This is a genomic window from Shewanella sp. M-Br (genome assembly GCF_036245925.1).
GTDB lineage: Bacteria > Pseudomonadota > Gammaproteobacteria > Enterobacterales > Shewanellaceae > Shewanella > Shewanella oncorhynchi.
On sequence record NZ_BJBV01000003.1, the window covers coordinates 222486 to 238464 of the forward strand.

General features: G+C 48.4%; 12 protein-coding genes and 1 riboswitch. Of the genes, 11 read left to right on the forward strand and 1 reads right to left on the reverse strand.

The genetic code is table 11. The features are described 5' to 3' along the window. Nucleotides 1-832 precede the first annotated feature (832 nt). A complete protein-coding gene (gene metH / locus AAA952_RS03890) occupies nt 833-4567 on the reverse strand; it encodes a methionine synthase (protein WP_338254570.1) in 3735 nt (1244 codons plus the stop codon). Between the two features lie 269 nt (nt 4568-4836). Here metH and AAA952_RS03895 point away from each other — a divergent pair, with 269 nt between their 5' ends. From AAA952_RS03895 to AAA952_RS03945, 11 genes are all read left to right on the forward strand, one after another. Then, the gene (locus AAA952_RS03895) at nt 4837-5556 is read left to right on the forward strand and encodes a histidine phosphatase family protein (RefSeq protein ID WP_338254572.1); all 720 of its coding nucleotides are present in this window, start codon (nt 4837-4839) and stop codon (nt 5554-5556) included. Nucleotides 5557-5760: 204 nt separating this feature from the next. Continuing rightward, a riboswitch (cobalamin riboswitch) is annotated at nt 5761-5926 on the forward strand. 100 nt (nt 5927-6026) lie between these two features. Then, nucleotides 6027-6920: an ABC transporter ATP-binding protein gene (locus AAA952_RS03900; RefSeq protein ID WP_338254574.1), complete on the forward strand. Its 894-nt coding sequence runs from the start codon at nt 6027-6029 to the stop codon at nt 6918-6920. Continuing rightward, a complete protein-coding gene (locus tag AAA952_RS03905) occupies nt 6889-8046 on the forward strand; it encodes a FecCD family ABC transporter permease (RefSeq protein WP_338254599.1) in 1158 nt (385 codons plus the stop codon). The genes AAA952_RS03900 and AAA952_RS03905 overlap by 32 nt, the downstream gene beginning before the upstream one ends. Before the next feature lie 170 nt (nt 8047-8216). Beyond that, nucleotides 8217-9299 (forward strand): nicotinate-nucleotide--dimethylbenzimidazole phosphoribosyltransferase, encoded by a 1083-nt coding sequence (cobT, locus tag AAA952_RS03910; protein WP_338254576.1) that lies wholly within the window; start codon nt 8217-8219, stop codon nt 9297-9299. Nucleotides 9300-9405: 106 nt separating this feature from the next. Then, entirely contained in the window at nt 9406-10194 is a 789-nt protein-coding gene (locus AAA952_RS03915; protein WP_006082834.1) for an adenosylcobinamide-GDP ribazoletransferase, read from the forward strand. Next, complete coding sequence (gene cobU, locus AAA952_RS03920) at nt 10191-10811, forward strand: bifunctional adenosylcobinamide kinase/adenosylcobinamide-phosphate guanylyltransferase (protein WP_338254580.1); 621 nt, start codon at nt 10191-10193, stop codon at nt 10809-10811. Before AAA952_RS03915 ends, cobU begins: the two co-directional genes overlap by 4 nt. Nucleotides 10812-10916: 105 nt before the next feature. Continuing rightward, nucleotides 10917-12560, forward strand: coding sequence for a cobyric acid synthase (locus AAA952_RS03925; protein ID WP_338254582.1), 1644 nt, complete (start codon nt 10917-10919; stop codon nt 12558-12560). Nucleotides 12561-12619: 59 nt separating this feature from the next. Then, complete coding sequence (gene cobO, locus AAA952_RS03930) at nt 12620-13243, forward strand: cob(I)yrinic acid a,c-diamide adenosyltransferase (protein WP_113941149.1); 624 nt, start codon at nt 12620-12622, stop codon at nt 13241-13243. 839 nt (nt 13244-14082) lie between these two features. Next, complete coding sequence (locus tag AAA952_RS03935; RefSeq protein ID WP_064625337.1) at nt 14083-14613, forward strand: GNAT family N-acetyltransferase; 531 nt, start codon at nt 14083-14085, stop codon at nt 14611-14613. 118 nt (nt 14614-14731) lie between these two features. Next, nucleotides 14732-15310, forward strand: coding sequence for a hypothetical protein (locus AAA952_RS03940; RefSeq protein ID WP_338254586.1), 579 nt, complete (start codon nt 14732-14734; stop codon nt 15308-15310). 321 nt (nt 15311-15631) lie between these two features. Beyond that, nucleotides 15632-15979: hypothetical protein (locus tag AAA952_RS03945; RefSeq protein ID WP_338254588.1), on the forward strand; the 348-nt coding region annotated here is incomplete at its 3' end.

Consider the following 15979-nt stretch of genomic DNA (forward strand, 5'->3'; position numbering starts at 1 on the left):
ATTGGATAACAGTTTTTATTGATAAAAATGATTCTTTAAGTAATGAAAAAAATTAGTTTTTTTGGGTATGAGTATAGTGCTTTCTTTGACACTTGTTGTCGGCCTTGCTGTTGATTTTTGGTTGAATTTAAGTCTGAATCGATTTTTGTGCAGATGAATATTTTTAGCTTTAAATTATTGTTTTCGTTACTTAGCATGCTTTGTGTATATATTGCTATTGCAGTCACTTTTAATTTGAAACTGTTACCTATGCTTATAGGTAAAGATTATCCGTCAAATTACTTTAAATGGTCTAAATTTCGACTTATAGAAGTTTTATTTTTATTTAACTTATGGGCTATGGGTCATCTTCAATATTTCACTGTCGTAATAGTTAATTTAGCTTTAGTTGAGTTGATACACTTATATTTAGTTTATAGAAGTATCAATAATAAGCTTGAGTCTACTATATAAATTGGTAAGTTGAGGACAATAAGGCGTGTGGAATTGGCATAACCCTTTCAATGCGAAAAGTTAACTCTAATGCCACAGAAGTTCACTGATCCCCTGCGAAGTTGCTGAAGGGCGTTGAAGAAAATAGCGTGACGCAGACAGGACGTCTGCGTAGCTTTCGGGGGGAAGGGACGCCCCATCGGAAGCGTCAGCTATTTTCGAATAAGCACGAAGCCAGTAACTAATGCATGTAACTTCGCTAGGGGCGGCAAGGGGAGATGCAAGAGGGGGATTGCTGTTGATCCCCTTCTTGCCCTGGTGTGGAATGGAATTCCACGACCTTTTCGGTCGCAAGACCGATCTTAGATCTCAAACCGCGTTAGCGTAATCTAAACCCCAATCACTCGGGATCATAATCTAACACTGGCGCCAGCCACTTCTCCGTTTCCGCAATACTCATCCCTTTACGCTTCGCATAATCTTCCACTTGATCGCGGCCTATGTTACTCACACCAAAGTAGCGGGATTTCGGGTGGGCGAAATACCAGCCCGATACTGCCGCTGTGGGGAACATGGCGTAGCTTTCGGTGATGTTCAAGTTGATAGTCTCATCGGGCTTGAGCAAGTCCCATAACAAGCCTTTTTCTGTGTGGTCTGGGCAAGCTGGGTAACCCGGTGCGGGGCGTATGCCTTTGTATTTCTCGCGGATTAAGGCTTCGTTGCTTAACTGCTCGTCGGCCGCATAACCCCAAAACTCTTTACGTACCCGTTCGTGCATCCGCTCGGCAAAGGCTTCGGCCAAACGGTCGGCTAAGCATTTGAGCATTATGGCGTTGTAGTCGTCGTGGTTGGCTTCGAAACGCGCCACATGTTCGTCTATGCCGTGGCCTGTGGTCACCGCAAAGCCGCCCATGTAATCGGCGACGCCTGAGTCTTTTGGTGCAACAAAATCGGATAGGCAGAAGTTGTCGTTGCCGACACGCTCAAGCTGCATCCGCAGGTGATGTGTGGTCATTTCGACTGTGGTACGCGACTCATCGGTATACAGCTCAATGTCGTCGTAATTGACGGTATTGGCAGGGAATAAGCCGATAACCGCTTTCGCCGTGAGCCACTTTTCCTCGATGATTTGTTTGAGCATGGCCTGACCATCGGCGAACAGCTTTTGTGCCTCGACGCCGACGACTTTATCGGTGAGGATTTCAGGGTAATGGCCGTGAAGTTCCCACGAGCGGAAAAACGGTGTCCAGTCGATACGCTCGACTAAGTCTTCTAACGGATAATTATCAAATACTTGGCGACCGAGCACGTTTGGCGTGAACGGGGTGTAGTTGGCCCAATCGTGTTGGCAGCGGTTTTCACGGGCCGCTTCGAGTGACACTATTTCTTTGCGCTTGGCTTGGGATAGACGCTTAGTGCGCATGTCGTCGTATTCAGCATAGGTTTCGTCTATGGTCGCTTGGCGTGTCTCGTTGTTGATGAGCTTGCTCACCATAGGTACAGCGCGGGACGCATCGGCGATATAAATGGCGCCATGGGGATAATGGGGCGCAATCTTCACCGCTGTGTGGATTTTAGAGCAAGTGGCACCGCCGATAATCGCCGGAATAGTTAAGCCTTCGCGGTGGAAGGTTTTCACGTTATGCACCATCTCGTCCAGACTCGGCGTGATGAGCCCCGACATGCCGATGATATCGATATTGTGTTCTTTCACGGCGTCGAGAATTCGCTCCACCGACACCATCACACCTAAATCGAATACCTCGAAACCGTTACAGGCGAGCACCACGCCGACGATATTCTTGCCGATATCGTGCACGTCACCTTTTACTGTCACCATCAAAATCTTGCCGTTAGATTGGCCTTCGACCTTTTCTAGCTCGATATAGGGGTTTAAGTAAGCCACGGCTTTTTTCATCACCCGCGCCGATTTCACCACCTGCGGCAGGAACATTTTGCCCGAGCCGAACAAGTCGCCGACCACGTTCATGCCGTCCATCAAGGCGCCTTCAATCACATCCAGTGGACGTTTCGCTTCTTGGCGAGCGGCTTCGGTATCTTCATCGATAAATTCGGTAATGCCTTTGACGAGCGCATGGGATAAGCGTTGGCTCACCGGCCAGCTGCGCCATTCTAAATCTTCTTTCTTGCCCACCTGCGCGCCATCACCGCGGAATTTCTCTGCGATTTCAAGTAACTGCTCGGTATTGCTTGAGCCTTCAACTGGGCAGGGCAAGTTAAGCACCACGTTTTCGACCCGCACTTTAAGCTCAGGATCGATATCGTCGTAAATGGCTAACTGACCTGCGTTGACAATGCCCATGTCCATACCGACTTTGATGGCGTGGTACAGGAAGACCGCGTGAATCGCTTCGCGCACTGGGTTGTTACCGCGGAACGAGAACGACACGTTCGATACGCCGCCCGAAATCATCGCGTGGGGCAGGGTGGCTTTAATCGCTTTAATGGCATCAATAAAATCGACGGCATAGTTGTCGTGTTCATCGATACCTGTGGCGATGGCGAAAATGTTCGGGTCGAAAATGATGTCTTCTGGCGGAAAGCCGACCTTATCGACCAGCACCCGATAGGCGCGGGTACAGATTTCGATTTTACGCGCTTTAGTGTCGGCCTGACCCTGTTCGTCGAACGCCATGATAATGGCCGCCGCGCCGTAGCGTTTCACTAAGGTGGCTTGCTCGATAAACTTGGCTTCGCCTTCTTTAAGGGAAATCGAGTTAACTATGCCCTTGCCTTGAATACATTTGAGGCCAGCTTCGATCACTTCCCACTTAGAGGAGTCGATCATAATAGGTACGCGACTGATGTCGGGCTCAGAGGCAATCAAGTTTAAAAACTTGTGCATGATCTCGGCGCCATCGAGCATGCCTTCGTCCATGTTGATGTCGATGATTTGCGCGCCGCTTTCGACCTGCTCGCGGGCGACATCGAGCGCCTGCTCAAACTTGCCTTCTTTGATCAGCTTTAAAAACTTGGCCGAACCTGTAACGTTGGTGCGCTCACCCACGTTAACGAACAGGGATTGGGCGTCGATAGTCAGTGGTTCCAAACCGGCTAAGCGGCAAGCTACGGGAATATCGGGCAACACGCGCGGGTTATGTCTGTCGACCGCTTCACGGATCACGCGGATATGTTCAGGCGTACTACCACAACAACCACCGATAATATTGAGCATGCCTTCGCGCGCCCAATCTTCGATCACGTTCGCCATATCCTCTGGGGTTTCATCGTAACCGCCAAACTCGTTCGGCAGGCCTGCATTCGGATGCGCCGACACATAACACTCGCTGATGCGGGATAATTCTTCCACATAGGGGCGCAATTCTTTTGGCCCAAGTGCACAGTTAAGACCGATAGATAAGGGCTTGATATGACGAAGGGAATTGTAAAAGGCTTCGGTCGTTTGGCCAGTCAGTGTGCGGCCAGAGGCATCGGTAATGGTGCCCGAAATCATGATCGGCAATCTGTCTTTAGAATGCTGACCAAATAAGTCATCGAATACGGATTCAATTGCGAACAGCGCGGCTTTGGCGTTTAAGGTATCGAATATGGTCTCGACCATAATGATATCCGCGCCGCCTTCAATCAGCGCCTTAGTAGATTCTTTGTAAGCAGTCACTAACTCATCGAAGCTGACGTTGCGATAGCCAGGGTCGTTCACATCAGGGCTAATCGAACACGTACGGTTAGTGGGGCCTAACACACCGGCGACGTAGCGTGGAATGCCTGTGGCAGCAAAGGCTTCATCACAGGCTTCACGGGCGAGGCGCGCGCCGACTAAGTTAATTTCGGCGGACAGCGACTGCATGTCGTAGTCGGCCATGGCAATAGTAGTAGCATTAAAGGTGTTGGTTTCAATGATGTCGGCACCGGCGTTTAAGTAGTCGGTGTGAATCTGTTTGATGATGTGGGGTTGCGACAACACCAATAAATCGTTGTTGCCTTTGACGTCAGTGTGCCAATCTTTAAAGCGTTCGCCGCGATAGTCCTCTTCTTCCAGCTTGTAGCCTTGGATCATAGTGCCCATGGCACCGTCTAAGATCAGAATGCGCTCTGCAAGCTGTTTGCGTATGTCTGCCAATATCTGGCCGGCTTTGGTAGAGGGTATCGTCATAAATAATTACCTTAAATACAGCTAAGTTAAGTCCAAAAATCGGCCATTGTTATGCTAAGTGCATTTTATTGTCGTCAGCCGACATTTTTTGAATACTTGTTCTTAAAAATTTGTTTTGGACATTTAAACGTATAGACGTCCATAATACGCGACTTATGATTGTCAGGGCAAGATGAAAGTCAAGGGCATTAGGAGCGAGAATCGAGAATCAAGAATTTAGGCCCTCGGCTTTAGTTCTTAGTATCTAGTCCCTAACTAAAAAGGCATATATGAAACAAGTTCGATTGTTATTGTTGCGCCACGGTGAGTGTGAAGGCGGCGCCATTTTACGCGGCCGTGTGGATGTGCCTTTAAGCGAAAAGGGCTGGCAGCAAATGTCGGCAGCGGTTGAGGCGCAGGCAAGTACCTGTAGCGCGATTTACAGTTCGACTTCACGCCGCTGCGCCGAATTTGCCCAAGCCTTTGCCGCCGAATTGCATTCGACGGCGGCGCTGGTATCTGAGTCAAGGCCATTGCAGGCGCAGTTTTTGTCGGGTTTACAGGAAATTGATTTTGGTGATTGGGACGGTCGTCGACTCGATGAGCTGTATCAGCAAGAGGGCGAACGTTTAGCGGCCTATTGGCAAAACCCTTGGCAAACACCGCCGCCCAATGGGGAAACTATGGCCAGTTTCGAGTCGCGGGTGAATGGCGCAATTGACCAGATACTCGCCACCGAGTTTGAACGATTGACCGTCAACTCAGATAACGCCGAGCAGGCTGTGGGCGCTAGCGTGGCTGCGGGCGAACTGGCTGCCAAAGTATGGGTCGTGACCCACGGCGGAGTGATCCGTCACTTAATGGCGCGTGCCCTTGGGGTTGAGCGGGCGGTGGGCTTTTACAGTCAACTCGATTTACCCGTGGCGGCCGTGGTGAGCATTAATGTGCTGCAGGATGAGCACGGCGTTTGTTACTGGCGTTTAGATTGGCCGAGCGGGCGCTGCGAGTGATCCGCGTTGCCCTAAGGTGAAGATTTTTCTTGTCTTACCAGCGTGATTGTCGATTGCCTATTAAGGTAAATATAGGATAATGCTTTTTCCTGACGTCCCCTGACGCACGCGGCCTTGCAAGGCTGGTGGCAGTGTATCGGATGACGTCACAGAAATAGGTGTTGGGAGTTTTGAGTCGTGCGAGGGTGTTCTGTAGCAGTTATGGCCGAGACACGCTGCAAAGGCTTGAAATCAATCTCAACATAATAGGGAATCGGGGAGCTGCTTGTCAGTCAGCCCGAACTGTGCCCGCAACTGTGAGTGACTTTTTATATTGTTTTCAATACAAAAAGTGACGAGTCAGGAGACCTGCCTATTTCTGTTATCGCTGCGTGCAGCCTTAGTTCTCGAGCGGGTGACTCGAGGGAGCCGATGACAATGTGCACAACCTTTTTTAATTCAGGTTTGGACTCGCTAGGAGCACCACTTTGGTGAAACTCTCTGCCATCCAAACGAGCCATGCTTTGAATGACAGCGACACTCGCCCGTCAGCGAGCCAGATGGTCGCGCTCGATGTCAGCCAGTTAAGCTGGTGTATCGATGGCAAAACCATTCTTTCCAATATTAACTTTGCGCTGCCAACGGGGCAGATGCTGGGTTTGATTGGGCCTAACGGTGCGGGTAAGTCTAGCTTGCTACGCTGTTTGTATCGCTTTGTTCGCCCGACTCAGGGCAAAATTACCCTGTTTGATCAAGATATTGAGCGTTTATCGCCCAAGGCGTTTGCCTGCCGCGTCGCCGTAGTGCAGCAAGACACGCCGCATTATTTTGACCTAACCACAGAGCAATTGGTCAGCATGGGCTTAACGCCGCACAAGGGCATGTTCGATACCAATTCGAGCTGTGACGGCGAGCGCATTGCAAAGGCTCTAGAGAAAGTCGGCCTCAGCCATAAGATGCACCAACAGTACGAGCACTTATCCGGCGGTGAAAAGCAGCGTGCCTTGATCGCCCGCGCCATAGTGCAGCAGCCGCAACTGTTGATCCTCGACGAGCCAACCAACCACCTCGATGTGCGTTATCAAATTCAAATCCTCGAATTAGTGCGTAGCCTTGGCATCAGCGTGATTGCCTCTATTCACGATCTCAATTTAGCCAGCGCCCTGTGCGACAGTTTGTTGTTGATCCATAACGGTGAAGTCAGCGCTATGGGCACGCCTACCGAAGTATTAACCGAGGCGCGAATTGGCGATGTGTTCGGCGTGTGCGCTCAGGTGTCGACCCATCCACAACATAAAAAGCCCTTAATCAGCTACTTCTATGGCTACCATGATTCGACGCACAGCATGGCTGATGCTTTGGCTGAGCGAGGCGAGGGCGGATGATTCAGGGAGTAAACAGCATTTCATCTCACATTTGGGGCGTATCGTGACACCTTTGACGAGACAACAACTGATGCTGGTCACATTAGGCATAATCACTTTGATAACCCCCATTGCCGCCACGAGTTTTGGCGCGGCGAACATCAGTTTTATGGATGTTATCCAAGTGTTTATCAATAAAATGGCCAACCTCACTCAAGCCAATGGCATGACGGAGCGCATCGTGATGGAGCTCAGACTGCCGCGCATTTTACTGGCCTTTGTGGCGGGTGCGGGCTTGTCCTTGGCGGGCAGTGTGCTGCAAATCGTGACCCGCAATCCGCTGGCCGACCCTTATCTGTTTGGCATTAGCTCTGGCGCGTCCTTTGGCGCTGTGGTGATGTTGACGTTATTCACGGGCTCTGGATTTTTTGAGAATGCGGGTATGGCGGCGAACTCGGGGATTTTTAGTGGTTCGGGCGCCTTGTCTGGTTTGCTTTGGTTTAGCTTGCCCTTCGGCGCTTTTATTGGCGCCAGTTTGTCGGTACTGATAGTGCTGGCCTTATCTGGCCTTGGGCTCAATAGCCAAGTGGAGCGCATGTTGCTCTCTGGCGTGGCGACCTCCTTTATGTTCGGCGCGCTAACGAGTCTGCTGCTGTATTTCGCCAGTCCGCAGGCGACGGCTTCTGTGCTGTTTTGGAGTTTAGGCAGTTTCGCCAAGGCCAGTTGGTCCTTGCTAGTGCTGCCAACACTGGTGATTGGCGCGAGTTTGTTCATTATTTTAGGCATGAAACGGCAGATCATGGCGTTGCAAGCGGGGGATGAAACGGCGCATACCTTAGGGGTGAATGTGCCTAAGTTGCGACTCAATATGCTGTTGCTCTGCTCCTTGATTACCGCGATTTTGGTCGCCACCTGCGGCGGTATTGGCTTTGTCGGATTAATGATCCCCCACACAGTGCGCATGCTGTTTCCCGGTCGTCAGCCGATTATTTTAACGGCGCTGGTGGGCGGATTATTTATGGTGTGGATTGATGTGCTGGCGCGCTGTTTGTTAGGCAATCAAGAGTTGCCCGTGGGGATTATCACGGCGGCCATAGGTAGCATGTTCTTTTTGCTGATTTTGCGTAAACGCAGAGTCATGGCGTAAGCACCTAGTCAGAACGTCATCCTAGAGTCATCTAGCAAGCGCAGACTGGCGGGATAATCAGTATTTCTGTTGATATCCCACCCGCGATTGGAAATGCACAATTGGACATGTTCGTCATAAACGCGGGATGCGTTGTGGTTATTTAATGTAGATTACAAAGTGGAGTGTGGATGTCTCAGTCAGCCGTGTCTTTTCAAATAAGCCCTGTGAGTAAAGCGCAGGATCTGGTGATTCTGCAGAAAATTGATCTTAAGACTAAGCCGCCCGGCGCCTTAGGTCAGCTCGAATCCTTAGCCTTGCAGATTGCCCGCGTGCAAGCGACTGATTTGCAACAAACGGAGCAGCCACAAACGGATGTGCTCAAAATAGTCCATCCAACCATGTTAGTGTTTGCGGGGGATCATGGCATTGCCGCAGAAGGTGTGTCGATTGCTCCTAGCGAAGTGACTCACCAAATGGTGCAAAACTTTGCCCATGGCGGCGCGGCGATTAACGTTTTTTGTCGGCAGGTGGGCTTTAAGCTCGAAGTGATCGATTGCGGTATTTTAACGCCAGTTGAAGGGGTTGAAGGTATTATCGATCAACGTCTTGGCGCTGGAACGGGTGCAATCCATTTAGAGCCCGCAATGGCGCTTGAAACCGTCGATAAAGGCTTTGCTATGGCGCGCGATTTGATTGAACGTCACCATCAAGCGGGTTGTAACTTAGTCGCCTTTGGCGAAATGGGCATAGGCAATACCTCCTCTGCTGCGGCCATTATGGCGGCGATTATGCAGCTGGATGTGATTGATTGTGTCGGCCGTGGTACTGGCATTAATAGTGAAACCTTAGAACGTAAATTGATGCTGATTGAGCTCGCGTTATTGCTGCATCAAAGCGCCTTAACTGGACCTAAGTCAGTGTTAGCTTGCCTAGGAGGTTTTGAAATTGTGCAGATGACGGGGGCTATGTTAGCCGCCGCTGAGCGTAAAATGCTGGTGGTCGTGGACGGTTTTATCGCGACAGCGGCGGCATTAGTCGCGGTGCAAATCGCCCCCAATGTGCGCGATTATTTGATTTTCGCCCACCAGTCAGACGAGCAAGGCCATCAGCGGATGTTGGAGTTTTTGCAGGCGAAACCTTTATTATCACTCGGGCTGAGATTAGGTGAAGGTACGGGCGCAGCCTTGGCGTTGCCGCTTATTCAAGCCTCTGTAAATTTTTACAATCAAATGGCGAGTTTTAGTGATGCGGGGATTGAGGCTGTTGTATGATGTGCTCTGCTAAGTCGCTTATTTTACTTATTTAAAATAATAACTTTTTAGCCAACCGTTTTAATCTTAAACCTTGCAGCAAGTGTTAATTCACTAAGGATGCTTTATGTCAGAACGCGAAAGCTGGCACAAAGAGATAGATTTGTTTTTAGTTGCCATGGGCTATTTTACCCGCATTCCTATGCCTAAATGGGTCGAAGTCGATAGCGATAAGTTGAATAAGGCCAGCCGTTATTTCGGTCTCGTCGGTCTTTTGGTCGGCCTGTTAAGTGCCATTGTATTTTGGCTGACGCAGAACTGGCTCCCCGCCGGTGTTTCTGTGCTGTTAGCTATGTTGGTTGGCGTCTTGCTCACGGGCGGATTCCACGAGGATGGCCTGGCCGATACCTTCGACGGTTTTGGCGGTGGTTGGACGGCGGAAGACAAGCTACGGATCATGAAGGACTCGCGCCTTGGCAGTTATGGCGCACTGGCGTTGATGTTGGCCCTGCTGCTGAAATGGCAGTTGCTAGTCGAGTTGGCGCTGTACGATCCTGTGGTGGCGGGCTCGGCGCTTATCGTCGCCCACACAGTCAGCCGTGTGGTATCAGCCAGTATCATCTTTAGTGAAAAATATGTCCGCGATGACGAGACCAGTAAGTCTAAGCCGCTATCGCAACATCAGGGCATTAATGAGCTGCTTATCCTGATCGCCAGTGGCGTATTAGTACTGTTATTCCTCAAGGGGTTAGCGGCATTGTCATTGCTGTTAGTGATGATAGGACTGCGCCGTTTGATCATAGTGATCTTTAGACGCCAGATTGGCGGTTACACGGGCGATACCTTAGGCGCAGCGCAGCAAATAGCTGAAATCGTGTGTTATTTTGTATTGCTCGTTGTAGGTAACATACTGTGATCCACCTCGTCCTAGGCGGCGCCCGTAGCGGTAAGAGTCGCTACGGTGAAGCCTTAGTGCGCCAGTACACAGCGCTCGGCTTCGATGCCTGCTATGTGGCCACGGCGCAGGCGCTGGATGATGAAATGGCGACCCGTATCGCCAAACATCAAGCGGGACGAACGGACGATGGTATCGAATGGCAATTGTTTGAAGAGTCGCTCGCCCTTACGGCACTGTTAAAGCGCTTAGCAAAACCTGGGCGAGTGATTTTAGTGGACTGTTTAACCCTTTGGTTAACCAATCAATTACTTGCATCGAACGTTAAAATCGATGATGACCCCGCGCCGACAGAGTGGAATGCGACAGACTTTATACCGTATGCCAGTTCAATCTCTAACGATGAAGCTTTGGCGAATTGGCAGGCAGAGAAAACCGCTTTTGTGGATTCGCTTGCTGAGCTAGAAGGTGTGGTGGTGTTGATCAGTAACGAAGTGGGCTCAGGTATTGTGCCCTTAGGTGAATTGAGCCGACAATTTGTCGATGAAGCGGGCTGGTTAAACCAAGCCGTTGCCGCCTTAGCTGACAATGTCACCTTAGTGGTTGCGGGTTTACCCTTAGCATTGAAACCACTTTAGACTTTGGGCTCAGTCCACGTTTTAAGCTTAAGTTGCATACTTAAGTTATTTTTAGACTGAGCTGTTATGTTAATGACTGCAAACTAGAATAAGCCTTTTAAACCTATGTCCTCTCCAAACACAGACAACACAGCCTGTGCTAATGCACTCGATACCGCTGACACCGTTGTTATGAATCCTGCTGCTAATCTTATGGTGAATACGCCTGCTGTTAATTCACCTCGTCGCGCAAAAGTCTTGATGGTGCAGGGCACTACATCGGATGCGGGCAAGAGCACCTTAGTCGCAGGCATTTGTCGTTTGCTCGCTCGTCAGGGGATTAAGGTTGCGCCCTTTAAGCCGCAAAATATGGCGCTCAATAGCGCTGTCACTATTGATGGCGGCGAGATTGGCCGCGCACAGGCCTTGCAAGCCGTGGCCTGTTATCTTGAGCCCCATACCGATTTTAATCCCATACTGCTTAAACCAAGCTCGGACACGGGCGCGCAAATTATCGTTCATGGCAAAGCCCTGACAACACTCGAAGCCTCGGCCTTTTTTGGGCCTAAATCTAAGGATTATAAGGCAATGGCGCTTGGCGCTGTGCTGGAATCCTTCGAGCGATTGACGGCCCAGTATCAAACCATAGTGGTGGAAGGCGCGGGTAGTCCAGCGGAGATCAATCTGCGTGAAGGTGATATTGCCAACATGGGATTTGCCGAAGCTGTGGATTGCCCTGTGATTATCATTGCCGATATCGATAAAGGTGGCGTATTTGCCCATTTGGTCGGGACCTTGGCCTTGTTATCAGAATCCGAACAGGCGCGGGTAAAGGGCTTTGTGATCAACCGTTTCCGTGGTGATATTAGCCTGTTGCAATCAGGGCTCGATTGGCTTGAAGCTTATACTCAAAAACCTGTTTTAGGCGTGTTGCCTTATCTGCATGATTTACATCTCGATGCCGAAGATGCGCTGATAAGCTCGCCGACTAAAGGTGCTAACAGCCGCTTAAAAGTGCGGGTATTAGTGTACCCAAGGATCAGTAATCACACGGATTTTGATCCGCTGCGGCTAAATCCCGATATCGATTTTGACTATGTATCATTACAAACTCAAGCCGCGAGTCACGCCACTCATTTGCCCGCTGCCGATGTATTGATCTTACCCGGCAGTAAGAATGTGCGCGCCGATTTGGCCTTTTTACGCCAGCAAGGTTGGGATAAAGATATTGCCACTCACCTGCGTTACGGCGGCAAAGTGCTCGGCATTTGCGGCGGCTATCAAATGTTAGGCCAAAGCATTGCCGATCCCTTAGGCATTGAAGACAGTGCGGGTGATACCGCTGGACTTGGCTACCTGCCGCTGAGCACAGAACTCAAAGCCGAAAAACAGTTACGACGAGTGAGCGGTGAGCTAACGTTACTTGGGCAAAAGGTTGCTGTGAAGGGCTATGAAATCCACTGCGGTGAATCAAGCTATCTTATCCCTAGGCTTGAACAAACGAATACGCCCTTGCAGTTAATCCCTGAATCCACATCTGTGAGCTTTGCCGATGGCCTGCAAAGTGATGACGGGCAAATCCTTGGCACTTATTTACATGGGCTGTTTGATAGTCCAGATGCGTGTCAGTTGATTTTGCGCTGGGCGGGATTAAACGATGCTAAGGCGATAGATATCAATCAAATACGTGAGCAGCAACTCGATCGTTTAGCCGATGTGTTAGCCGAGCATTTAGACATGCAAAAATTACAGCCAATTTTAGAAGCATAAGTTTTAGAAACATAAGTTTTAAAAGCAGACATTTTTAGCAGCAGAGTGAAGAGAAGACCATGACAGCACAGAACGACAACGAACAAGCGCAAATCAAGGCCGAACGCCACAAGGCTCGCCAACAGAAAGTGAAAGCCGGTGTGGATGCTAAAATTGCCGCCGCCCAAGAAGAAAAGGGTATTCTGCTGGTATTAACCGGTAACGGCAAAGGCAAATCGACCTCAGGTTTTGGCACTGTTGCCCGCGCCGTCGGTCACGGTAAAAAAGCCGCGGTAGTGCAATTTATCAAAGGCACCTGGGAGTGCGGTGAGCGCAATTTACTCGAAGGTGCAGGGGTTGAGTTTCATGTAATGGGCACAGGTTTTACCTGGGAAACCCAAGATAAAGAAAAAGATACCGCCGCCGCTGTACTCGCTTGGGAAGCCGCCGAAAAGCTGCTGCAAGATGAGAGCATAGATTGCGTGATGCTCGATGAACTCACCTATATGGTGAGCTATCACTATTTAGATGTGGAACGCGTGCTCAGCGCACTTAAAAATCGTCCACCCATGCAGCATGTGATCATCACGGGCCGCGCTTGCCACCGTGCCATCATCGAGCTTGCAGATACGGTCAGCGAAGTGCAGCCGATTAAACACGCATTCGAAGCGGGTATCAAGGCACAGCAAGGTTTTGATTATTAAACTGAGCGTGTTGTTATCATCATAAAGCGATATTTTTTATATCCATATTGGGCAGATAGTAAATGGCGGCCATGCCGCCAACGATCACTGTTGCAACAATGGCAATCTTAACAATCCCTTTAGCTATTCGTTCAGCTAAAAAGCTAATGCCCCAAAGCAAGACAGTTGAGTTACGCGCATTCCGTATTAATTGTCATTGCTTCCCCAGTGACACGCCGTAAATATATCCCTATAGGCTCGACGGCGACATCCATGCCGCCAACGGTCACTGGTACACCAATGCCAATCTTAACTAACCCTCTCGCTGCTCGTTTAGCTAAAAAGCTATTGCCCCAAAGCTTGTTTCAAAGTTAAAAATGCAAGTAGGGCGAATAAAGCTGTGGCTATATAAAAGCTAATGTCACGAGGTTACTTTCAACCTAGAAGTCATGACCGTCTGATCTTTCAAAAGCCAGCCGGTACGCATGTCAGGATAGCCACTTCCACAAGACGAAGCGAAATGACCGACTGCAAAAAGCAGCCTGCCTTATGGGGTTAAACCTATGAGGGGATAGGGTGCAAGTGTCAGCCTAAATGTGGGGCCAAATGCAGTCAACCAAGGTCAGTAATCAGTCGATAGTGAGCGTGAAATAATGAGAAAGCTAAAACGATATCAAGTAATTACCTACCAAACGGCATAAAAAACCGCTACCGCAAAAAAGCAAATTCCTATAGCATCATTCATACCCATTTACACGGATGTGGCTGCGGCCAAGTCCAACAAGCGTTTTATACCCTGCAAACAGCGCAGCGCATAAATACTAAGAAGTTATACATCACTAGTTCTAACTCTGGAGTAAATGAAAATTATAGACAACATAAAATCAAATCGTATTGAATTAATATCATCGTCAGCTACGCACATTCGAATAGAGCTTGAAACACCACACTTACTTGCTGCCAAGTTGAATTCAATTGTTTCAGAAGACTGGCCGACTGGAGAATATGATCGGGATGCAATGTCGTTCTTTCTATCTTGTTTCGAAAGCGGTGGAAAAGCTGTCGAAGGTTGGTATGGATGGTACGCAATTAATATTGATACTGTTTCAGGAGAAAGATCTTTAGTTGGTTCAGGTGGTTATTTCGGACCTCCAGATGATAAAGGTACCGTAGAGATCGGTTACTCTGTATTACCAGAGTGGCAGCGTCTTGGCTTTGCAAAAGAAATAGTAATTGCGTTAGTTTCTCATGCATTGTCGTTTAAAAATACAAAAAGCATTATTGCTCACACCTCACCTGAAAACGAAGCGTCTAAAAGAGTATTGATTTCTAGTGGTTTCAGAGAAACTGGAGTTAGTGAGGATAATTTACGTTTTGAGCATGTGCGCTAGCTAATACTATTTTTATAATGAGGTGGTTGCGTATAACAAGCGGTTCAAATCGTTCGCTTCGCTCACTGGGACTGCGTGCCGCAGCCCCTTAACCTAAACGTTATAACGTAGGGAAAGTATGAGAATAATCCAAAAAATAGGTGTTTACTTTCTAATGCTTATTTTCGCAGCGGTTGTAGCAGGAATTTATGGCATGTTGCACGACCAAATAAGTTATACATTTTCAGAAGAGTACTTTACCCAATTCAAGTTTAAGCAATTCGGTATTCCTTGGGCGTATGAAACTCCACGTTTGGGGGCTGCTTATGTAGGTGCCTTAGCTACATGGTGGATGGGTGTATTAGTTTTTATTGTCTTAGGTTTTTTTGGGGTCATGTTCCATTCGCCGAGGCAAATGGCAAGCAATCTAAGCAAATCATTTTTAGTTGTAATAGTTGTAGCTCTTTTAACCGGTTTAGCTGGTCTTGCATTAGGTTATTATCAGGTCAACGAACAAACAGTATCACAATACATGCAATGGGTAAGGCCAGACGTAACTAATCCCGTACAATTTGTTCGTGTAGGTTTTATGCACAATGCCAGTTATTTAGGTGGCTTAACAGGCTTGCTATCTGGCATTGCTTATCTAGTTATTTGTAAGCTACGTTATAACAAGTTAAGCCGGCAGGACGCGCAAAAAGCGCGCGCCTCTGCTTAAGACGTTACCCATAGACATTTTAATTCGAAACTCACTAATTCGAGCTAAAAATTTAACTTGGAAATGCCCCAAAACCATTTAAAGTAGATGCACTTAACGAATCGAGCGTGTTCATGTTGCCCGACATTTTCTAATCAATGCATTAAGAACTTATATGGAAACCTTCGGTACTTTCTTCCTGTAATGCATCTTCAACTCACATGTAATAGTCTGATATTACTTGAGTTTAATAATGATTAATTACAAAATAGACGAAATGTAAATGCGGGGGAAATCCGTATATGTCTATAAAGTGTAAGGCTAATCGAGGAAGTATAGGCAATGAATAAAATAGAAGGCTCGATTGTAAACGACCGTTATTTGGAGTCGATCGCCATAGCCTTATACAATGAAGCAAAAGTTGAAAAGGACGGATATCGTTTCAAAAAGCTAGTCCCTGCAATGACATTTTATTGTTTTGCCATGGAGTCAAAGTTAAATACCTTTGGAAAAGAGGTATTTACTAAAAAATCAGAGTTGAAACAGTATAGTAACGCAACAATTCAAGGTAAATTCGACTGGCTACTTTCTCGACTTGGAGTTGATGCCGAAGAATTGGTTGAGCCTCACCGTGAAACTATTGCTGATATGGTTTCATTTAGGAATTCTGTGGTTCACTCTAAAAGCATT